The 21,776-nt window shown below is 41.7% G+C and carries 23 protein-coding genes; 12 read left to right on the top strand and 11 right to left on the bottom strand.

Going from position 1 to position 21,776, the window contains the following annotated elements; genetic code table 11:
- Positions 1-100: 100 nt before the first annotated feature.
- Entirely contained in the window at positions 101-1,465 is a 1,365-nt protein-coding gene (locus AC6CH7_RS01415; RefSeq protein ID WP_498260972.1) for a glycoside hydrolase family 2 TIM barrel-domain containing protein, read from the bottom strand.
- A gap of 280 nt (positions 1,466-1,745) precedes the next feature.
- Between AC6CH7_RS01415 and AC6CH7_RS01410 the strand changes: the two genes are divergently transcribed.
- A complete protein-coding gene (locus AC6CH7_RS01410; protein WP_498260971.1) occupies positions 1,746-2,111 on the top strand; it encodes a hypothetical protein in 366 nt (121 codons plus the stop codon).
- 114 nt (positions 2,112-2,225) lie between these two features.
- Here AC6CH7_RS01410 and AC6CH7_RS01405 read toward each other — a convergent pair whose 3' ends face one another.
- Positions 2,226-2,477, bottom strand: coding sequence for a hypothetical protein (locus tag AC6CH7_RS01405; protein WP_498261563.1), 252 nt, complete (start codon positions 2,475-2,477; stop codon positions 2,226-2,228).
- On the opposite strand from AC6CH7_RS01405, the gene AC6CH7_RS01400 reads away from it, so the two are divergent.
- Positions 2,425-2,574 carry a hypothetical protein gene (locus AC6CH7_RS01400; protein WP_498260970.1) on the top strand — a complete coding sequence of 50 codons (150 nt, stop codon included), beginning with the start codon at positions 2,425-2,427 and terminating at the stop codon, positions 2,572-2,574. The genes AC6CH7_RS01405 and AC6CH7_RS01400 overlap by 53 nt on opposite strands.
- A gap of 53 nt (positions 2,575-2,627) precedes the next feature.
- Entirely contained in the window at positions 2,628-2,921 is a 294-nt protein-coding gene (locus AC6CH7_RS01395) for a hypothetical protein (RefSeq protein WP_498260969.1), read from the top strand.
- A gap of 485 nt (positions 2,922-3,406) precedes the next feature.
- On the opposite strand, the gene AC6CH7_RS01390 is transcribed toward AC6CH7_RS01395, so the two are convergent.
- The 4 genes from AC6CH7_RS01390 to AC6CH7_RS01375 form a co-directional block, all read right to left on the bottom strand.
- The gene (locus AC6CH7_RS01390; protein WP_498260968.1) at positions 3,407-3,877 is read right to left on the bottom strand and encodes a hypothetical protein; all 471 of its coding nucleotides are present in this window, start codon (positions 3,875-3,877) and stop codon (positions 3,407-3,409) included.
- 127 nt (positions 3,878-4,004) lie between these two features.
- Positions 4,005-4,433 carry a hypothetical protein gene (locus AC6CH7_RS01385; protein WP_498260967.1) on the bottom strand — a complete coding sequence of 143 codons (429 nt, stop codon included), beginning with the start codon at positions 4,431-4,433 and terminating at the stop codon, positions 4,005-4,007.
- 337 nt (positions 4,434-4,770) lie between these two features.
- Positions 4,771-5,253, bottom strand: a complete 483-nt coding sequence (locus AC6CH7_RS01380) for a nucleotidyltransferase (RefSeq protein WP_498260966.1) — start codon at positions 5,251-5,253, stop codon at positions 4,771-4,773.
- Entirely contained in the window at positions 5,250-5,444 is a 195-nt protein-coding gene (locus AC6CH7_RS01375; RefSeq protein WP_498260965.1) for a hypothetical protein, read from the bottom strand. The genes AC6CH7_RS01380 and AC6CH7_RS01375 overlap by 4 nt, the downstream gene beginning before the upstream one ends.
- 956 nt (positions 5,445-6,400) lie before the next feature.
- On the opposite strand from AC6CH7_RS01375, the gene AC6CH7_RS01370 reads away from it, so the two are divergent.
- The 6 genes from AC6CH7_RS01370 to AC6CH7_RS01345 all read left to right on the top strand — a co-directional run bounded on the left by AC6CH7_RS01370 (position 6,401) and on the right by AC6CH7_RS01345 (position 14,349).
- Positions 6,401-7,009, top strand: a complete 609-nt coding sequence (locus tag AC6CH7_RS01370) for a TetR/AcrR family transcriptional regulator (RefSeq protein ID WP_498260964.1) — start codon at positions 6,401-6,403, stop codon at positions 7,007-7,009.
- Positions 7,010-7,053: 44 nt separating this feature from the next.
- Complete coding sequence (locus AC6CH7_RS01365) at positions 7,054-8,427, top strand: TolC family protein (protein WP_498260963.1); 1,374 nt, start codon at positions 7,054-7,056, stop codon at positions 8,425-8,427.
- Between the two features lie 5 nt (positions 8,428-8,432).
- Positions 8,433-9,479 (top strand): efflux RND transporter periplasmic adaptor subunit, encoded by a 1,047-nt coding sequence (locus AC6CH7_RS01360; protein ID WP_498260962.1) that lies wholly within the window; start codon positions 8,433-8,435, stop codon positions 9,477-9,479.
- A 10-nt stretch (positions 9,480-9,489) separates the two neighbouring features.
- On the top strand, positions 9,490-12,543 hold the full coding sequence (locus AC6CH7_RS01355; protein WP_498260961.1) for an efflux RND transporter permease subunit: 3,054 nt from the start codon (positions 9,490-9,492) through the stop codon (positions 12,541-12,543).
- A 79-nt stretch (positions 12,544-12,622) separates the two neighbouring features.
- Positions 12,623-13,519: a 3-hydroxyacyl-CoA dehydrogenase gene (locus AC6CH7_RS01350; protein ID WP_498260960.1), complete on the top strand. Its 897-nt coding sequence runs from the start codon at positions 12,623-12,625 to the stop codon at positions 13,517-13,519.
- 53 nt (positions 13,520-13,572) lie between these two features.
- Positions 13,573-14,349 (top strand): SDR family NAD(P)-dependent oxidoreductase, encoded by a 777-nt coding sequence (locus AC6CH7_RS01345; protein ID WP_498260959.1) that lies wholly within the window; start codon positions 13,573-13,575, stop codon positions 14,347-14,349.
- 485 nt (positions 14,350-14,834) lie between these two features.
- On the opposite strand, the gene AC6CH7_RS01340 is transcribed toward AC6CH7_RS01345, so the two are convergent.
- From AC6CH7_RS01340 to AC6CH7_RS01320, 5 genes are all read right to left on the bottom strand, one after another.
- Positions 14,835-15,716: a helix-turn-helix domain-containing protein gene (locus tag AC6CH7_RS01340; RefSeq protein ID WP_448103528.1), complete on the bottom strand. Its 882-nt coding sequence runs from the start codon at positions 15,714-15,716 to the stop codon at positions 14,835-14,837.
- Between the two features lie 5 nt (positions 15,717-15,721).
- Positions 15,722-16,189: a nucleoside deaminase gene (locus AC6CH7_RS01335; protein ID WP_498260958.1), complete on the bottom strand. Its 468-nt coding sequence runs from the start codon at positions 16,187-16,189 to the stop codon at positions 15,722-15,724.
- 102 nt (positions 16,190-16,291) lie between these two features.
- Positions 16,292-16,657 (bottom strand): hypothetical protein, encoded by a 366-nt coding sequence (locus AC6CH7_RS01330; RefSeq protein ID WP_498260957.1) that lies wholly within the window; start codon positions 16,655-16,657, stop codon positions 16,292-16,294.
- A 100-nt stretch (positions 16,658-16,757) separates the two neighbouring features.
- Positions 16,758-17,846 (bottom strand): NADH:flavin oxidoreductase, encoded by a 1,089-nt coding sequence (locus AC6CH7_RS01325; protein WP_498260956.1) that lies wholly within the window; start codon positions 17,844-17,846, stop codon positions 16,758-16,760.
- A gap of 146 nt (positions 17,847-17,992) precedes the next feature.
- Positions 17,993-18,874, bottom strand: a complete 882-nt coding sequence (locus AC6CH7_RS01320) for an AraC family transcriptional regulator (protein ID WP_498260955.1) — start codon at positions 18,872-18,874, stop codon at positions 17,993-17,995.
- A gap of 239 nt (positions 18,875-19,113) precedes the next feature.
- Between AC6CH7_RS01320 and AC6CH7_RS01315 the strand changes: the two genes are divergently transcribed.
- The 3 genes from AC6CH7_RS01315 to AC6CH7_RS01305 all read left to right on the top strand — a co-directional run bounded on the left by AC6CH7_RS01315 (position 19,114) and on the right by AC6CH7_RS01305 (position 21,715).
- The gene (locus tag AC6CH7_RS01315) at positions 19,114-19,785 is read left to right on the top strand and encodes a DsbA family protein (RefSeq protein ID WP_498260954.1); all 672 of its coding nucleotides are present in this window, start codon (positions 19,114-19,116) and stop codon (positions 19,783-19,785) included.
- Between the two features lie 82 nt (positions 19,786-19,867).
- Positions 19,868-20,509: an NUDIX hydrolase gene (locus tag AC6CH7_RS01310; protein ID WP_498260953.1), complete on the top strand. Its 642-nt coding sequence runs from the start codon at positions 19,868-19,870 to the stop codon at positions 20,507-20,509.
- Between the two features lie 117 nt (positions 20,510-20,626).
- Positions 20,627-21,715, top strand: a complete 1,089-nt coding sequence (locus tag AC6CH7_RS01305) for an NADH:flavin oxidoreductase (protein ID WP_498260952.1) — start codon at positions 20,627-20,629, stop codon at positions 21,713-21,715.
- Positions 21,716-21,776: the final 61 nt, after the last annotated feature.

Here is a 21,776-nt window from a genome sequence, read left to right as displayed (position 1 = left end):
TTGCAAAGAATTTGTTCCAGCAGCAATTTTCACCCGCTTATAAAAATATCGGTAATAGTGTTTGGGCAGGCTAGTGTTAAGTAGCTAGCAAAAGCATGGCTTAATGTACCATAAAAGGAATATTTGCAGTAGCTACATGATTATGACCGTCACTCACATAGACAAACAAACGGTAAGCACCAAGCTTTATAGGTACGCTGAGCAGTGCATTTGTCAGGGAATTTGCCGTTACCATATTGGGGATCGGCGCAGGTCTGCGTTCCCTGTCACCACCCTGCCCAAGATCCGTTGCCTCAGGCAACAGTTCCCACCTGATCGATAGTTTGTCTTTATCCGGATCTGAAACGGAGATCACCACTAAATATTTCTCCTCGGGGTTGAGATGAATAGAACCGCGTGCACCTTTGCCATCTATGGTGAATGAACCGATATTGGGAGCCCGATTTTGAGGCCATCTGCCACTCCATTCATATTGCATGACGTCAAATACTGCTGACGTTTCTCCCGCTTCTGTAAACAGACCATACCATGTAGGAGTACGCTCCTGTTTCTGCCCCCAGAGAAATACATAGGAACCCAGACAATTCTTATCTTTCAGGATGGATGCTTCGTATCGTGTTTTGTAGACTTCAGCTTTTTCCGTACTAGTCTCTTCAACCGGGGCTCCCCATGATGTTTTCGAACATTCCCAATGCCCTGTGGGTCCCCACTCAGTGACCAGGTAGGGACCATCCCAGCCTGTGGTCCGTAGCTGATCAGGGACTTTGGCCAATCCGCCGTATACCTGCACAGAAAGGAAATCTAGGTCTGGGCATTTAACTTTGATGTGGTCTATTTCTCTTTGATTGATGCCGGCAAGCATGGTAGTGGCAGGGTGGTTCGGATCTTCCTGATGGATCATTTTTGCAATGTCATTCACTGCATTCCAGACATTCGGATTTTTATAATCCAGGTTCAGTTCGTTTCCGATGCCCCAGGCGAGTAAAGCCGGGTGGTTCTTATACTTCTGCACTTCTTTACGCAGATGGTCCAGTTGTTTTTTTACCGCAGCTGCGTCGTTGTAGTCAAAACCATGACGTTCACGTGCTACATTCAGCCCCATCGTAACAGTTAAACCAAGTTTTTCTGCCTGTTCCAGATTTGCCGCTCCGGCTCCGGTATCCCAGGTACGGAAAGAATTTCCTCCTGCGATTTTTATGGCTTCGGTTTCTGAAGTCCCGCCTGCCCCTTTTACAAAATAAGGCTGTCCGTTTCTGATGAACGTATAACCCACCTCTGTTTTCTTAATTTCAACCTTTAGTGCTTTGCGGTTTTGCGGGCTTGCATAAGTCGTCAATCCAGAACGAATCAATTTTGCAGTATCTGTTTCAATTTTGTATGCAGGCTTGACATTTACTGGCGCTGAGGATGAAGCGCTGAAACCTGCAATTAGCAAACAACTTATGCCTAAAACAAGGAGATTCATACACATGATTTCTTTCTTTAAAATGCAATATAATGAATCCGTTTCTGATTTTGACCTTGATAAAATGGAACGGGAATATCTGATAACTGATCAAATGGAAAATGCTCCTTATGCATTAATTAAATTATATGTAAATTTGCGGGAACCAGAACATTTAGAACCAATATTGAGGTTGAACCCACCAAAAAACGTGATCATATTTTTCCATGAGCAAAAGGCAGTGTTTATACCAAATGTTTTAAATGTGGGGTCAAACTGTAATAACAAACTGTAATAAATTATGGAAAAAAATGTATTAAGAATTGGTAACTACATCATGAATCCTCAGGTAGTCGTTACAGTTACTGGAATAGATGAACAATATGTAAAACATACTGAAATTGATGGTAGTACAAAATGCTTGTTAAAACAGGCCGATTCAATTTTATTAACAGAAGAATGGTTATTAAAATTCGGATTCAAAAAGATTCCTATGGAAAACACTGGTCCTTATTCACAGGATAAGGATAAGTACTGTAAATCTTTCGTTGAAATTACACAAGGAAATACCGGAATGTGGAACTACCAAAATAACACTGATTTCTTTTGGGTCCACAATTTGCAAAACCTTTACTTTGCTTTAACAGGGGAAGAATTAACCATCTGATTATTCACCCACGTCTCACGTTGCCAATTGATTTTCTTCTTTGCAAATGCACAGCAGTTAATCGTTATTAACTTGAATTGATCTTCCAGATCAGCACATACTTTTTTTCCACAACTAACGATCAGCAAAATCGTTGATAAAACTAATATCCAAAATCACATTATAGGACCGGACAGTATTTTCATTTCGTAATCCAATCCAAGTAATTCTCCTGATCCAATATGGCAAATGAAGCATCAGGATAAGCTTTCCCAAAAGCAATTGGTTTCTTAGCATTGATCCGTAATACTGGTCGCTTGTCTTCCCTGCGGGCATGTACACCGTTGCTACTTTTAATTTTCCCAAAGCGCTTGAACTTCCTTTCATTCTTCCTATAGCTAATGTTTTTATTTATTTTTCAATTACTGCCTGGGTGATTGTTTTTATCGGAATGTTATGGCAGGTCTGTATATTTCGGAGATAGTGGTTCTTTCCCACTTTTTGGTGGTCAACAATTTTATGGTACAAAAACACTATATGAAAACAAACACTACTTTTGAAAAAATATTTTTTACACTATCCCTAACCGCTTCAATAACAAGTTGTGGATCGTCAGATGGAAATACCGGGGACACAGTTGCAACCACTGCAGCCACAACTGCGGATCAGCCCAGTGTAAGTACAGAGACTTTTAAAGATTTTGACTGGAACACGGCTCCGCAATCCGCCGCGGAAATCGGTGTTTTCCCCTACCTCACTGCTCCGGATGGCTTCTACGTACAGGACAAAGACAGTAATACCGAATCTAAGAACGGCTATTCGCATTGGTAATTGCTTAATTGTTTCTCCATCTTCACTGTTTTGATCCTATTAGCTGACAAGATATAACTTATCCCTGTATTGACTTAAAGACAACCGGTATAGCAGACGTTCGTATAGGTATCGGATCATCAGTTGTTGAAATTCTACTTTTTTGGGGAGAGAATTCCAAATGAACTCTATTAAGCAAATACCCTTTTGATCTAATGAAGCTGTGATTAAAACAACATCAATTTAATCTTCGCTAATCGCTAAAAAATGCAGATGTCTCAAAAAAACACTCGCCCCCTCAAAATCGAAATATTTTTCCTTTAGCAGTTTGCATTTCAACCGCGCAGGCAAATGATCTTATTTTAACCCCATACTAGCACTTTGTTAAACTCTGTGCCCGACGATATACTCCGAACACAACAATTTCTGGAGGGTTTGAAGGTAGTTTCAGGCATAAAGAAGAATACGTTACGAAATAAAACTAAATTCGAAATGATAAACAAAGGCTATTTTTCGAGAAATAAATCAAATCCAGATTTCGTTTTTCTCAATCTTAATCTATCGCAGTCTCTTTTATTTAATAAAACAACACTTTTAAGAAGCTTCAATTGAGAAAAATCTATAGGTGCCCTACTAATTATGCTATATGCAATAGCTCTCTTTTCTTTCAAAAACAACAATGAACATTTACTGTCATTTACATTCTCCAAATCATCAAAGATCTGATTATAGTCTATGATACCGGCGTCTTCAAGTTCTTTTTTCATTATATAAGGTGACAGTATCGCTACTTCATCCCAATCGCGACTTGGAGTTAAATCGCAAATAGAGAATCTAGATATTTCTATCGAATCCATTTTTGCATCATTTGCAATTTTTTGAAATTTTGAGTCTAACTCTATCCTCTCAATTTTTGGATTTGAGCATCCAAAAATTAAAAAAAACACACTCGATAACAAATATTTAACTTCTTTCATTATGGGTTAGCATTTTCTAGCTGACCATTACTGTTTATACGTTTCATTCCACCATTATTGATTCTTTCTTTGATCACCCTCAGCATCATAAAATCGGTGAACATAATATAAGGTTTATTTTACTTTGCTAAATCGTACTTTCCTCAACGTCGATAACTTTATGATTTCTATCTACGGTTACTTCAAAAAGATGCCCTGTTGTTCTAAAAACTATTTGGACATGCATTTGACCGTTAACAACATCAAACTTTAAAACCTCAACCAACGGCGTAGGCTTTAAAACATTTAACCTTGAAACAATCTGACTTACCTTAACATCCTTAGGCAGCAATAAAAATGTATGTTTTTGAATCTGTAGACTTGAATCAATAGCCACAACCGTGGAAGGAACGATCTGGAGCGAGCTGGACGAAAATTCATCGGGTAATTCCGTATGCTCTAAAATATAACTTAACGAATTACCCAATATATGTAATGAATCTTGATGACTTAAAACATTATTTTCCATTTCCTTGTTAACGCATGAATGCATCAATAAAGAAATGGAAACTCCCATTAACATTAATATTATATGCCTCACTTTTTAGTTATGAGTGGTAATTTGATGGCACTAAGATAAACTAATCTCTGTTTTAATTTCGTTAAATCATAATCACTCCGATAAAAAAATGAAAGCTTATAGTTACTTGTCCTCACAAAATAGATTTTCATATTAGTGAGAAAGCAAAAAAGGGTTGCAAATATTAATTGCAACCCTTTCAACAATTTTCTGTAAATATTTTAACACCATGTTAAACTCTGTATTCGATGATATATTCCGAACGAGCCAGTTTTTAGAAGATTTGAAGGTAGTTGCTGGCATAAAGAAGTACATTGATGATATGAGAAATATATTATCTCGATCTGCCTCCCTTTCCGCTATGGATTTTTTGTAATTCTTCCACATCCGCCTTATCCTTCAATCTACCAGTATTAAATTTAGACAACACTAAGTCATTAAGGTGAAGAAATGGAATTTTTATATCATCAATATCTGCGATAATTTTTCTCCTATCAGCATCCTCAAATTCTATCATGCTAATTCTGGTCAAAAAATCCACTTTTTCTGGTTCATCCCACATCGAGAAGACAATATATTTTGTAAAATCAAGCTCAGCTATATGCTGTATATCCTCTTCGTCAAAGTCCATTTGCTTTAGAACACCCAACAACTTCAACTTATTTACATTATCAGGTCTTAGCCATAAGTCCACATCTCCAGTGCTTCTTGCATAGCCATGAAATATTACAGAGTAACCACCAATTACAATAAAATCAACTTTGTTTAATAAAAGTTCCTTTAATAAGTCCTGGTGTTTTTCTATAAACAGATTCATCCAGTTGTAATTATTCTGATTTTGCGTGTAGCAGTTCTGTTTTTTAGGTCTTCTCTACTTACATGATACACACGTAAAATAAGTTCGACAGTCTGCCTCAAACGGTCAACAGGTGATTGTTTAATAATATCCTGTATCTCCTTTTCTTTCGCAGCTTCAAGTGAATTGAAAATATGTATCCTATTCTTCATTTTATTGGATGATCAGTTACTACAAATGTAAATATATCTTTCTAAACATGAAACACAGGTATCTTATTCGCCTAAAAGTGTTTGATCCTAGCAATTAAATACAAATTGCTCAGATGTGAAGGTATATATAAATAAGACCTTCTGTTCATGGAACACAATACTATTCCCAAAACCAAAGCTAGAAATTTAGCCCATGCTCTAAAAATTTATGCCTTGGCCCGAATGATACCTGAAAATAAAAAAGCCCTTAGGATATGACTAAAGGCTTCTATTAAAAGAATTTTTAAGAATCTTTCCCATATGGGAAACTTGTTTTGTGCCCTCAGATATACTCCGAACAAACCAATTTCTTGAAGATTTAAAGGTAGTTGCGGATATGAAGAAGTATATTGATAATATGAGAAATACGCGTTTAGCCTTCCCTAAAGCTGATTTCCGTTTAATCAATTGGAAGTAACTAACGTAAAAAATGGCATCTCATGTGGGAAATCGCTAAGGTCGCTCATTCCCATATGGGATAACCAAATATAGATATAAATAGATGCTGATCCATGCTTTGTAGCCCAACGTTAAGGTCTCATCCGCCTATATATTGTTATATTGCAACGCTGACTATTATATATACACAGAACTGGGGGACTAAGCCATGGAAAAAAGTCGCCGACAGATAAAATTTCCAGATGGTTAATAACTGAACATTAGAATTGTCTAAATTTTGTAAGTAAATCCGATACTTAAAAAAGATTCTTGTTTTATTGAACAGTGTTCAATAAATTTGCTTCCGAAATAAACTTACAATTTAATCAATGAAAAAAGTATCAATTACGGAAGCAGGTGGTTGCATTGGATTAGTGTTATAGATAAGCTCAGTCCCCGGGCTGGCATGCACAGTATAGAAAATGTCTAAACTACATTATTAGTATCCAATTTATATCTTTACATCAATTTTTAAAATCATGGGCATAACCGAACGTAAGCGAAGAGAGAAATTAAACATGCACCAGCGTATCCTGAACGGTGCACGCAAGGTATTCCTCCAAAAAGGCTACGAGCTAACCAGTATTCGAAATATCGCTACTGAAATAAATTATAGTCCTGGGGTTATCTATTTCCATTTCAAGGATAAGAGCGAAATCTTCTGTGAACTTCACAGAGAGGGCTTTTTGCTGCTAATGAAAGAAATCCGGATTTTGGACTCTGTCACAGATCCGTTCGAACGGCTAAAAGCTGTAGGACGCGTATTTATCCAGTTTGCACAGCAAAATAAAGACTATTATAATTTGATGTTCATCGTGGAGGAGTTATCCAAGAGCGCTGAAGATGGTGGTTTTACAATCGCTAAGGAAGCCATCAGCCACCTCCAGAACTTAGTAGAAGAATGCCAACAGCATGGCCGGTTTAAAGGGATGGATTCCGAATATTTCACCTTCATGCTATTGTCTGCACTTCACGGCATCTGCGCCCTGTTTTGTAAAGACCGAACCACAAGCTTTATCAATAAGACAAATGATGAGCTGATGGTCAATGGCTATGCATGTTTCGTTACCTTGCTGGAAAAAGGATAACCTTTTTTTTGGCTTATTATTGAACACTGTTTAAATTTATTACAATGATTAAAAAAAATCAAATTCCCAGAACTATTCACTGGCTAATTGTCCTGCAAGCACTGACAATTTCTTTTCCGATTGCCCTGAATGCCCAGGATCGTCTCGGCCAGTATATACAGCGGGGCCTGGAATCTAACCAAAGCATCAAGCAGCAAGCCTTCCTGTTACAACGAAACATAGCCGCACTTAAAGAGGCGAAAAGCATGTTTCTTCCTACCGTCAGTTTTTCTACCACCTATACCAAAGCGGACGGCGGTCGTACTATCGATTTTCCTACAGGAGATTTATTCAATGCCGCCTACGCGACACTCAACCAGCTAACGGGAAGTAATTCCTTCCCCCAGCTGCAAAATCAAAGCATATTACTCAACCCGGATAACTTTTATGATGCAAAATTCCGTACGAGTCTGCCTATTTTAAATGCCGAACTGATTTATAATAAAAGGATCAAATCACAACAGGTCGATTTACAGAAAGCAGAGGTGACGCTCTACAAACGTGAACTGGTCAAAGAAATTAAGACCGCCTATTACAACTACCTTAAATCCACCAATGCTATTCATATCTACCAGTCCTATCTCCAGCTCTTAGAAGAAGGAGAAAGGGTCAACAGAAAACTTTTTGAAAACAATAAGATCAACCGTACAGCGCTGATACGCAGTCAAAATGAAGTTTCAAAAATCAATGCTTTGCTGGTATCGGCTAAAAAAACAGAAGAATCAGCACGCTATTATTTCAATTTCCTGTTAAACAGGCCTCTGACGGACAGTATCCTTACCGAAGACACCCCACATGAGCCCGCACAGGATCTTTTACAGCTTAATGAAGTGAGCAGCCGTGAGGAGTTGACAAAATTGGAGATTTCCAAAGAGATCAACAAAAATCTAACTGGCCTTGCCAAGTCTTACCTGATACCCAAGATTGGTACCTCGCTTGATTTGGGTTCGCAGGCTTTTGACTGGAAGTTCAATAAAAACAGTCGCTATTATCTACTGGGTGTCTCCCTGGAATGGAACCTGTTCTCCTCTGGAAGAAATTCCTATAAAATAAAACAGTCCATTGCTTCCCAATATGCTACAGACGCTCAAAGTAGTTATGTACGTCAGCAACTCCTCACTGAACTTCAAGTACGAAAAGCAAACTTGGAAAGTGCCATCGCCCAATACAAGGCGGCGCAATCCCAACTTAAAACCAGCCAGACCTATTATAATGACATGGCCAAGCTCTATAAAGAGGGAATGGCCATTTATATAGAGCTGCTCGACGCCCAGAACCAATGGGTAGACGCCCAGCTCCAATCCAACATTGCCCTATTCGACACCTGGATATCTCTTACCGCTATCGAACGCGCCAACGCCAGTTTCAACATACAATAAATATCATGAACAAGACACAACTCACACTTATTGCGCTTACATCACTATTGTTCGCCTGCAAAGAAAAACCGAAAAATACAAACCCCCTTGGCCAGCCAGATATCATCTCGGTGAAGGTTGCTCCCGTTTCCTCATTTGGCGTTACCAGTATCATTCAAGCCACAGGGCTGGTAAGCACCGAAAATGAAGCCAATTATTCATTTAAGATTGGCGGGGTAATCAGTAAGATACTGGTAGAAGAGGGACAATTTTTTAAAAAGAGGCAATTGCTTGCCACCTTGAACACCACCGAGATTGCGGCCGGATTGGCCCAGGCAGACCTTGGTGTAGATAAGGCCACACGGGACTATACCAGGGCCGTAAACCTTTACAAAGACAGCGTATTTACGCTGGAACAGCTACAGAATACCAAGACGGCATTGGATGTTGCAAAAAAAACAAGTGAGGCAACCGCCTTTAACCAGCATTATGCCAAAATCTATGCTGCTTCAGATGGCTTTGTAACTAAAAAGGTGGCCAGCGAGGGGGAAGTGATTGGTGGCGGAATGCCAGTGGTGATGACCAACTCTACTCAAAAGAGCGACAGCTATCTGCTAAAGGTGGGGGTAACTGACCAGGAATGGGCCGAGATCAAGGCAGGGCAACAGGCCATTGTTAATCTTGCCGGATATCCTGACCAGCCATTCCAGGCAACGGTACTGCGTAAACTTCAGGCAGCTGATGCAGCTAATGGATCTTTCCAAGTAGAGCTGAAGCTTCAACTGGACAATCTAAGGCCTGCAATTGGCATGTTCGGAAAAGCAGCAATCCAGACCAATGCCTCGCAAAATGCTACCGTAATTCCTTTTAGCGCCCTGGTAGAGGCAGATGGAGAGACAGGTTACATCTTCACCCCTAAAGGTGCGAATCGCGTTAAAAAAGTACCGGTAACCATCCTGAAGTTTGACAACAAAAATGTTTATCTAAAAGACAAACTGGAAGGAATTGAGCGCATAGTTATTTCTAATAGCGCTTATCTCAACGAGCAGTCCACAGTAAAAATTATCAAGTAAAAACGACGATATGAAAATTACAAATTTTGCCGTAAAGAACTATCAGTTTACCCTGATCATATTTGTACTGGTGGCAGTGGTGGGCCTGCTTACCCTCTTTACCATGCCCCGCTCAGAAGATCCCACAACCCATCCCCCACAATACCTGGTTACGGTAATCTACCCCGGCACCAGTCCGAAGGACATGGAAGAACAGGTGGTAAAACCCATTGAAAATAAGATCTATGGTCTGGAGAACATTGATAAGATCCTAACCACGGTTGAAGATGGGGTAGCAGCTATACAGATCAAGTTCAAGTATGGTGTTGATGTGGACAACAAGTACCAGGAAATATCAACCGAGATCAATGCCCTTAAAAATGGCGAACTTCCAAAGGACATCTATCTGATCAAGACCGAAAAAATTGCATCATCAGATGTAAAGATCATCCAGGTTGCACTGATCTCAAACACCGCCTCGTCCAAAATATTAAGGGATAATGCAGACAAATTGAAGACCCAGCTGGAAAAAATCACCAACCTAAGAGAGGTGAAATACACAGGGATGCCAGAGCAGGAAATCCGAATTGATATGCAACTGGATAAGCTCGCCCAGTTCAAAATACCATTGAACTTGGTAATGGGTAGTCTGCAAAGTGAGGCGGCTGACATTCCGGGTGGAAGTATCAATATGGACAGCAAGGTTTTTAATGTAAAGACCAGTGGCAAGTTCAAGAATGTAGAAGATGTGGCCAATACGGTCATCTACAACGCCAATGGAAAAATTATATACCTAAAGGATGTGGCTCAGGTGGGCTATAAGGACGGAACCATTAACCACATTACCAGGATCAATGGACAACGCTGTATATTGGTTACTTCTTCGATGAAGAACAATGTGGATATCAGCCAGGTCAAAAAAGAGTACACTCCCGTATTGGAACAATTTTCAGAAACATTGCCGGAGAACATCAAAATGATCAAAAACTTTGACCAGGCAGATATGGTGTCCAAACGATTGGGACACTTAGGCTTTGATTTTGGATTGGCCATCCTACTTGTGGTGGTTACCCTGTTACCTTTGGGCTTCAGGCCATCGCTGATCGTAATGATCTCTATTCCACTTTCACTGGCCCTTGGCCTGATTGCCATGAACCTGTTGGGCTTCTCGCTCAACCAGCTCAGTATTGTTGGGCTTGTGGTAGCATTGGGATTGTTGGTGGATGACAGTATCGTTGTTGTAGAGAATATCGAAAGGTGGCTCAGGGAAGGGCATACCAGAAAGGATGCCATTTTAAAAGGAACTAAACAGATCGGAGCAGCAGTTGTAGGCTGTACCGCAACACTCGTGATCGCATTTTTACCATTGGCCTTTCTTCCTGATATGGCCGGAGAATTCATCCGAAGCCTACCTATGGCCATTATTACCAGCGTATTGGCTTCTATGATCGTAGCCCTAACGCTCGTGCCTTTTATCGGCAGCAAGATCCTGAAAACCCATACCCATGGAGAGGGAAATTATTTCTTAAAAAAACTACAGGGCTTTTTGACCTGGTCATATCGTGGCATTATGCCACTTGCCCTGAAGTGGCCAAAGGTAACCATTGGCATATCCATCGCATTGAGTGTTCTGGCCTTTTTACTCTTCCCACTGGCAGGGTTCAAACTTTTCCCGACTTCGGAAAAACCAATGTTTCTGATCAACATTAAAATGCCGTTACAGGCAAATATCCCTGAAAGCAACAGGGCTACAAAGCTGGTAGAAACGGAACTGAAAAAACATAGCGAAATCATTTATTATACCTCTAACGTAGGAAAAGGCAATCCACAGATCTATTACAACGTGCACCAACAGGATATAAAACCAGATTTCGCACAGATTTTCGTGCAATTGGAAGAAGAAACAAGTCCAAACGAAAAGACTGAACTGATCAAAACGCTCAGAGGCAAGTTTAGTGATTTCCCCTATGCAAAAATAGAGGTGAAGGATTTTGAACAAGGTACGCCAATCGAGGCCAATATCGTGGTGAGGGTGTTTGGGGAGAACCAAGATACCCTCAGGTCGCTTTCGTTCAAAGTGGAAGAGTTGTTACGCAAGCATCCAGCTACTTTTTTCATCAATAACGAACTCAATGCCTATAAATCCGACATAAAAATCAAGATCGATAAGGAAAAGTCCCGGACGTTGGGCGTACTGACCAGCGACATCGACAAGGTGATCAGGATGGCCGTAGCCGGACTGAATGTTGGAGATTACATTGACGACAGAGGCGATTCGAGAAACGTGGTGATCACCATCCCGCGTGATAAGTTTTCAAATCTGGACGCATTGAAGAACCTTTACGTGAACAATATCCAGGGTTCACCGATACAGATCGATCAGATTGCAACCATTGGACTGGAAACCTCGCCCACCACCATCAACCATTTCAATAAATCGCGGTTTGCAAAGGTGACCTCACTTACTAAGGACGATGTACTGGCGAACGATATCCTGAAAGACATTGTACCAGAACTCAACAAACTAAAAATGCCCAAAGGCTATTATTATAAATTGTCGGGTGAGGCCGAGTCGGAAGGTGATGCGCTGGGCGGTAATTTCCTTTCGGTTATCATTTTAAGCACGTTCCTGTTTATTGCAGTCCTGCTGCTACAGTTCAAGACATTTAAGGGAATCATTATCGTTTTGTCGATTATCCCCCTGGGCGTTTTGGGCGGAGTGATATTTCTACTTATAACCGGAAACCCGATGTCACTGGTATCCATCATCGGTTTCATAGGCCTATCAGGCATACAGGTAAAAAATTCGCTGCTATTAGTTGATTTCACCAATCAGTTGCGCGAAGAGGGAAAAAGTATAGACGAGGCGATAAACATTGCAGGAGAAACCAGATTCTTACCTGTTGTACTTACTTCCATAACGGCCATCTGTGGTTTGATCCCGATTGCCATGAATCCCAATCCGCAGATCGCGCCACTTGCCATCGTACTGATTGGTGGACTGATCAGCTCGACGATATTGTCAAGAATCGTGACACCGGTAATGTACAAACTCATACCTCCACAATTGCACGAAAAGATATGATCTGTCAAAATAGATGGGAAGACCTGTTGCTAGAATTGAGACCGTTCTTGATTAACCGCATACTTAAAAATCAAATATTATGAATATTAAAAACGTTACCGTATTTGGATCTGGCGTACTGGGTGCGCAGATTGCCTTTCAGACAGCCTACCACGGCTATAATGTGACTTTATTCGATATCAACGAAGAACTGTTGGAGCTTGCCAAGCTGAAATTTGAACAATTTAAACAATCGTATCAGCAGGATTTAAACGCCAAACTTGCGGATTTGGATATTGCCGTGTCTACAATAAGTTTTACAACTGATTTAGCGGAATCGGTAAAGGATGCCGATCTCACTATTGAAGCGATTCCGGAAAACATTCAGATAAAAAAGAACTTTTATACCAGATTGGGTAGTTTGGCCCCGGAGAAAACAATTTTTTGCACCAATTCATCTACCCTGTTGCCAAGCCTGTTCGCTGCTAAAACAAGTCGGCCTGAACGATTTTTAGCTTTGCACTTCGCCACTAATCTGCTAAAGAATAACTTGGCTGAAATTATGGGACATCCAGGTACAGATCCTGAAATTTTTGATCAGATCGTTCAGTTTGCCAAAACGATCGGTATGGTATCCATTCCGATTTACAAAGAACAGCCTGGTTACATCACTAACTCCCTTCTATTGCCCTTATTGATGGCCGGGTTCGACTTGTATCGAAATGGTGTTGCAGATATAGCCTCTATTGACAAAACCTGGATGAAAAGTTTAGGAGTTGACTGGGGACCAATGGCCATGGTAGATTTTGTAGGAATGAATACTGCGTACAATGTAATCAATTCCTATGCAGAATCGACCGGAGAAGAGCTATGGAAGGAAAGACTGGACTTTTTGAAAGAAAACTTTATTGATCAAAACAAGCTGGGTATATCTACAGGAGAAGGTTTTTACAAGTATCCAAACCCGGCCTACCAAGATGCTGATTTCCTGAAATAGGGAATCAACTCAAAAGAAGAATTTAAATATTGCTCACTTAATTTTTACTAAAAATGAAAGAATATATTTTAATCACCGGAGCATCATCCGGCATTGGATACGAAATGGCGAACCAGTTAGCAGAGAAAGCATTTAATCTGATACTGGTTGCTCGTACGGAAAGTAAATTGCAACAGATGCAAGCTGATTTAACAAAAATGTATGGCATTCTGGTCCAATATTTTGCTACAGACCTCTCTGATGTGAATGCCGCTAAAGACCTGTACAAAAAGATCAAAGAGGAAAACTTATTTGTGAGCCATCTGGCAAACAATGCAGGTGTGGGCAACTATGGCAATTTTACTGAAACGCCACTGGAAGAAGAACTGAATATGATTCAATTAAATATTTCCAGTTTAGTAGTGCTCACCAAGCTTTTTGTACAGGATATGGTCAGCCGTAAATCCGGTAGGATCATGAATGTAGGCTCAGTACTTTCGTTTCTGCCATTCCCCTATTTTGCTGTTTATTCTGCGACCAAGGCGTTTGTATTGGCATTTAGCGATACGCTTGCCGCCGAATTGAAAGGGAGCGGCGTTATCGTTAATTCTCTTTACCCAGGAACGACAGAAACTGGTTTTACCACCGACAAAATGCAATCTACCAATCTTCACAAGACTAAGCCGATGCATCCAAAAGAGGTGGCGACTCAAGCTGTAAAACATCTACTGGAAGGAAATGGAAAAAAAGTAGTGGGCTTCCAAAACTGGTTCAATGCTAAACTGTCAAGCTTTGTACCTGATAGTATTATGATGAAGATTAAAAAGAATTTAGCAAGTCAAAAAAAATAGTTTAAAACTATATATAACGAAAACTGCCTGGTTCAGCTATTGCTTGTCACCAATTGTCAATCTAGAAGTAGGATGAAGCCCGAAAATAAAAAAGCCTCTAGGTATACTCCAAAGGCTTCTAATAAGAGAATTTTTAAGAATCTTTCCCATATGAGAAAGATTTTGTGCCCCTCGATATATTGCGTACGAACCAATTTCTTGATGATTTGAAGGTCGTTGCAAAGATGAGAAAGTATATTGCTGACATGAGGAATACGTGTCTAAGATTCCTGCCCCGATGATTTCTGTTTATTTGGCATGTTGTAAACAGTATAAAAAACGGCGTACCACGTGGGAAAACAGAATCAACTCTATTTCCCATATGGGATTATCTTCATATTTAGCTTTCAAAGTAGAAAAATGCTCTCCATTAGGACCTCAAAGCTAATAATATTTCATTTAAAGAAACCGAACAATTAATTGTGTTATAATTTCTACAGAATTAGTTATGATTTACCCCTGTTAAAACCTATCGTATCTCTGTAAAACTGAGGCGAGATCTCTGTTTTGACCTTAAATACCCTGCTGAAATAGTACTCGTCTTCGTAACCAAGCTCATAGGCAATTTCCTTAACTGTTTTATCTGTTAGATATAATTCCCTTTTTGCTTCAACGATAATCCGCTCGGTAATCAGATCCGAAAGTGTTTTGTTAAAATGATTTTTAGTAACCCTCGCAAGGGCAATCGGCGTTACGTGCAGCATATCGGCATAATCACTGGCAGAATGCATAATCCGAAAGTTTTCCTCAATGGCATTTCGTAGATTTTGTACAATAGCCAGTTGTTTGCCCATAAGCGGATTTGTCTCCTGGATAGACTGCTGCTGGATTTTTATCCTGGTAGCGAGTACCAAGAATATTTTCAGATAGGAAACAAGGACTTCGTCTTTTCTTAAAGCATCTGTCCTCAGCTCAGCTACAATTTCTCTGACGATAGTGAGCAGCTTGGTCTTTGCATTTTCGTCTAGGGTGATGAACGGCTGCTCATAAATATTATTGAATAATATGCCATTAGCAGCTATCTCCTTATGGTGCCTATATATGCAAAAGAAGTCATGATGGAACTGAATGGAAATGCCTACCAAAGTTCCTTCTGAAATCAGCATAAACGGCTGATAAGGATAAAAAGCAAATAGTGTATTCTCCTCGAACGGATACTCACAAAGATCCACTTTGGCCAATCCTTCCCCCGAGGTAATGATGATCAGAGTGAAATAATTATTCCGCTGGATATGATCAAAATAACTGCTGTTGTCAAATTCAAAAACTTTAAACGACAAGTTCCCATTCTGTTGATTGACAAGTGTGTAAACGGATTGTGATAACATCGTGTTTAGGTATTATTTAGCGTTCTTAAAAATTGCTCATTGAGTCCAATGCACTCCTCAAGACAGATACCACTGATCACTTTTGGTTTGTTTCCCCATCTCGGCACCTCTTCAGTTGCAAGAACACTAAACTGCGAGGTGAATCCACCAACATGAGGCACCGAAAGGCCATAGACGATTTCGGGTATTCGGTGGTGGCGGATCAAATAAGAACACATGATACAAGGCTCATGTGTGGTATACATTTGCGCCACCGGTAACTGTTCAGCATATCCATTTTTGATCGCTGAGCGGATCGCAAGGATTTCTGCATGATTGGTTATGTCCCCAGTTGACTTACCAGCCTCCTGCCCTTTGCCAATCACCTTGCCTTCAAAAACGAGAATAGCACCCACCGGAGGATTACCCGCTGTCAAAGCCGCATTAGCGATTTCCAAACACTGATCCATATAATATTGATATTCGTCCTGCATAACTTCCTTTAATTGATCCTGCTAATTTACTCAAAAAATCCCCCATGGTCTTAAATCGAAAACTGTCCCTCGCTTTGGGCGTAGGACAGTTCAGTCGCCTGTTTAAAAAATCAAAAGATCGTAACCTTCGTTTCTCAGATTCAGGAAACTCGGCAAGCCAGGAGTACCCGGTACTTCATTATCGTTTAACAGGTCATAACCGGAAATTTCAGTTCCAAACACTGCAACGCAGCCTTTAGATAGCCCATGAACATGGTCTTTTACCTCTGAATAAAGTCCATGAACCGGATGCTCAGATTTTTCCAAATGTTCAGGCCATCTTACACCTGCGCCCTGAAAAATAATCTTCACATCTTCCCCTGTCTGCTTGAATTCATATGCCGATGCCAAAGCGTTGAATACGCGTCCAAGTGCTTCTTCTGAACCAGCCTTGGGATCAGAAAGAATAATTATTGCTGTTTTTTTCATATTAAATATTTGTTATAGTACAAAGTTGTGGTAATTAGGATGCTTAGAGAATGGATGATTTTTACTATATCATGGAGACTTTTTACACCGGTGCGCGCAGTTACCGGGAACCCGGACGAACGAAAGTCTGCCATCCCCGCATGGTCTCAATGAAGCGCTCGCTCAATCCACCCTGGCGCAGGTATTCGGCTGTTACAGGCATTTTTGGGCTCTCATACATGGGATTCGATTTTACCTGGAGCGGAAAGTCCCGTTGCAATATGCCAGCCCTGGCGATGAGCACAAAGTCGCAACCTTCCTCCAGCAGCTCAGCAGCACGCTGTCCGCTGTAGATCTTTCCGGCTGCGCCTAAACGAACGCCTTTGCGGGGGAGTTCTGTAAAAACACTCAGCAAGGTCTTTCCCTGAAAGATTCCTTCCCTAACCACCTGAGCCGAATCCCACAGTGCCAGGTCCAGGTAGTCAATCAGTTCACGGTCAAAGATCTCAGCAGTAATCTCGCGCAGCTCCTCCAGGCGCAAACCATAGCGCTCAATCGATAAGCGCCAGCCGATCTGAAAATCAGGACCACAGGCCCGGCGAATACCTTCGATAACTTCCAGCGTGAAACGTGCGCGGTTCTCCACGCTCCCTCCATATTTGTCCGTCCGGTCGTTTAAATTCGGAGAAAGGAATTCTGAAAGAATCCACCCGAAAGCACCATGCACCGATATCCCATCGAAACCTGCCAGCTGAGCTCTCTTGGCCGCTGCAATAAAGCTGTCGCGGATTCGTTCCACCTCTTCGGTGGTAATGGCCTTTACACCTGGAACTGTTTTGGCCGAAGCCGGAGCTGGAATACCGCCCACTGCAGGCACGGCACGATGACCAGCATGGTGTAACTGCACTGCTGAAAGCGCGCCTCCCTCGCGGATAGCTGTTGCCATTTTGGTCAGCCCCGATAAATGGTCATCGCTGTGAATACCCATCTGGCGTTCAAAGGCAATCCCCCCTACTTCCACGGTAGAAGCACCGGCTTGTATTAATGCATAACCGCTCCGGGCAAGTTGCTCGATCCAGAATTGGTCAAATTCAGAAGCGCTGCCGTCATCATTGCTCTGCTGACTGGTGAGCGGCGCCATCATGAAACGATTCCTCATTTCAGCACCATGCAGCAAGGTTAGTGGTTTGAATAAGTCAGAAACAGACATTTTATTAAATTTTAGGTATAAACTTTTGTCTGTCAAAGATGGCCGGATACGCGCCCGGTAAAAATGGAGAATTTTTACAATCTCATGGATGATTTTTTATCCGATCTGCTGGTTCAAGGGCTAAGTACTAGCTTAGGATGCGGCTATCAATTGACCAGCTTCTGCTGCATTTTTTTAGGCGTATTTCCGTATTTCTCCTTAAAAGATGCGACAAAGTGTGCCGGAGTTTCAAAGCCGACCTCGTAAGCAATCTGAGTAACGTTCATTTCTGATCGCAACAATTGATAAGCCTCTTCCAGCCTGCGCTGCATGATCCATTTTCCGGGGTTCATCCTAAAGGTCTGATTGAACCTGCGTTTAAAGGTAGATAGACTGCAATTGGCAAGGAAAGCGTATTGCTCCAGGGAAATATTCTCCTTATAGTGACTTTGCATCAGCAGTGTTAGGTCAGGATCTGCAAAGGTATCCAGGCTACGCAGCTGCGTCTCAAAATGATGGCCTCCGGGCCCCGATACTAATACTTGTAACAGTTCCCTGATTTTGACAGGTAAAAATGACTGCAAACGCTCAGGATCTGCTTCCGCTGTAAAACAGGACAGCAGCTGCGATGTCAATATCCCCATCAGATCATCCTTTGGAAGCAATGCCATATCACGACAAGCTTGTGTTCCTGATGTTGCTCCGTTTGAGCATGCCAAAATACTTTCAGCCTGTGAGCGCAACCATGTGTCTGAAAAAAAAATGATGATGGATTCATGCCCGTTATGCGGCTCATCAACTTTATCAGTAACCAGATAGGAACCTTTTTTCATAAAAAACCCTGAACCTGCAGGTACGATCATTTTACTACCTTGGTCAAGGATTTCTTTTGTTCCTTGCAGCACGATACTGATCAGGTTCATATGCACACACATATTCGCCATTTTGATTTCCTGCGGCTGCCTGTAATGCATGACATAAATGTCATCATTCCAGGATAAAACTTCAGGGTTCTCATTGATGATACTACTACAATTAAGATCGATCATTATCATATATAAGTCGCATTACAGACTTTTACCATCCTCAATTTTTCCGTTTTAAACAGGAGATAAATATGCAGATTTTGCTACAAATGGCCAATGGACAAATGCGATATTATCATGGATAATTTTTTCTTTCTGTTTGCACAAATGACACTGAACTTTATGCGATAGTTTTTGACCTTTTTAAGAAATCGCCGCTTTAAAAACGCGTCTACTTTTGTCCTGTTCAAAAGATAGAAATTATGAAAATGTTTTATTTTACAGATCCAATGTGCTCATGGTGCTACGGTTTTAGTCCTGCGGTAAAAAAACTAAAAGAGAACTATCCGGAAATCGACCTGCAAATTACCTCAGGCGGCTTTTCCCCTTATAGTCAGCAAATTGTTGACCAGGAGTATAAAGATTTCCTGGCATTTCACTGGAGGAATGTAAATCAACGAAGCGGACAGTTTTTCGACCATTCCATGAAGTTCATCTCTGAATCCTTCCGCTATGATACCGAACCGCCCAGCCGTGCGCTTACCGTCATACAGGAGTTATTGCCAAAACAGGATTTCGAGTTTTTGCATCTGATGCAAAAATCATTCTACGTTGAGGGAAAAGATATTACCAGTGGAGATGTACTTGCAGGGCTGGCCGAAGAGCTAGGAATTGAAAAGAATGTCTTTTTAGAAAGGTTCAGGTCCGAAGAAATCAAGCAAAAAACAAATCAGGGGTTTCAGTTTAGCAGACAGCTTGGCGTTCAGGGATTTCCAACCTTGCTCACTTTGGAAAATGGAAATGTTAAAGTGATCACTCGTGGATTTCAGGATTATGACAGCCTAAAATTAATCATCGACAATTGGTTGAGCAACTTAAATGTATCCCCAGCTAGTCCTGGCCAATCCTGCTTAGGCGACAATTGTGAATGCTGAGATTAACAAAAGCTAAACTTTTGTAGAAAGTTAGCCGCTACAAGATCAATGCGCATGGATAACACCATAAAACCCTTTGGAAATGGATGCACCGAAATTCTTCTCGCTATTCATAGAGAAACTAGTTGCTAATCTTAAAAAACCTCTTCCCGGCGAAACAGCTCACATGATGATGGAGGCTTTTACGGCAGGGTACCTCGGTGTGCGGCCGAACGAGCAAACCCGTAAGAGCGCTGTGCTGATGCTGCTGTATCCATTCAGCAACGAGATTTATTTCACCTTGATCTTAAGGAATTCGTATGACGGCTTTCATTCCGGTGAAGTCGGTTTTCCGGGAGGCAGATACGAACAGGCAGATGAAGACCTCATCCAAACTGCATTACGGGAGGCGCAGGAAGAGATTGGACTACGAGTAGATCAAGTAAAGGTTTTAGGAACGCTTACGGAGATTTATATTGCCCCAAGCGATTTCCTTGTCCTTCCAGTTGTCGGATATCTTCCCTACCGCCCTGACCTGATACCCGACCCACGGGAGGTTAAACAGATCTTTGAAGCGAAGCTGAATTATTTTACTGATCCAAAGATTCTAGGGTGTGCTGAAATCCGTATACCTGGCGATGTAGTCTTGACACCGTATTACGAGCTGAATGGTTATAAAACCTGGGGAGCTACAGCCAAGATGATCCGCGAATTGCTGACTGTTATACATCGAGACCTTCCGTAGCTGAACTTATTACGATAGTTTTTGAACGTTTCCAGAAACAGGCGCGATAAAAGGGAAGCTAATTTTACCCCATTCAAAACAACAAGCGTATAATAATTTCAATAAAATTTAAATCATATGTCCGTCTCTAATTTATTTAAGCCGCTCACGCTGCTGCATGGCCCAGAAATGAGAAATCGTTTCATGATGGCGCCACTTACCAACCAGCAAAGTGAATATGACGGCACAGCATCTCCGTTCGATCAGATTTGGATGGAGCAACTTGGTCAGGGGGGTTACGCATTGATCCAAACCTGTGCTACTACCGTGGAAGCAGGAGGTATTGCATTTGCGCGTCAGCTGGGTATACACAGTGACGACCATTTGCAAGGCCTGACCAAAATGGCATCCGCAATTCGTCAGGGAGGAGGACTGTCCGCGGTGCAGTTACACCATGCAGGACACCGTGCAAACCCGCTCCTGGGGGGAATACCCGCTCCTGCTTCAAATGATACTGTGCCGGGAATAAAGGCCATTACCACCGAAGAAGTAGAGCGAATCCGCGATAACTTTATCACTGCTGCAAAAAGGGCACAACTGGCCGGCTTCGATGGTGTAGCCGTACATGGCGCTTTCGGATGGATCCTCTCTGAATTCATGTCACCTTACCTGAACGACCGCAGGGATAAGTATGGAGGTAGCCTGGAGAACCGTGCACGGCTAACCACCGAGGTCATTGAAGGCATTCGCCAGGCCTGCGGCCCTGATTTTCAGATTGGCTGGCGCTTATCGATCGAGCGCTACGGACTGGTCCTAGAGGAATTGAGGGAAATTACGGCAGCATTCTTTGACCGGGAACTGATCGACTACCTGGACCTGGCATTATGGGATTCAGCCCAGGTTGTTCAGGAGGGAGCATTCCGTGGAAAGACTATGCTTAGTGTCTTTACCGAACTCCCGCGCAAAGGCGTGCGCCTGGGGGCAGCCGGAAAGATCTATAGCGGGCAACGTGCCGCAGAGCTGTTGGAAGAGGGTTGCGATTTTGTGTTGATCGCCAGGGCAGGAATCATTCAGCGGGACTTTCCGCTTCAGGTCAAGGCCAACCCCATGTACCATACCCCGAAACTCCCGGTAATGGCGGCATACCTACGCCAGGGAGGATTAAGCGAGCGTTTTATCAACCACTTAAGAGGTTGGCAGACCATTGTGCACCCAAACTCTCCTTAAAGGAAATGAACTTTATACGATAGTTTTTGAACTTCTCATGAAATAGGCCCCTGATAAACCA

It is taken from the genome of Pedobacter sp. GQ55, from assembly GCF_059758925.1.
The sequence above is the reverse complement of the archived record's forward strand: the minus strand, read 5'-3'. Positions and strand labels throughout refer to the sequence as shown.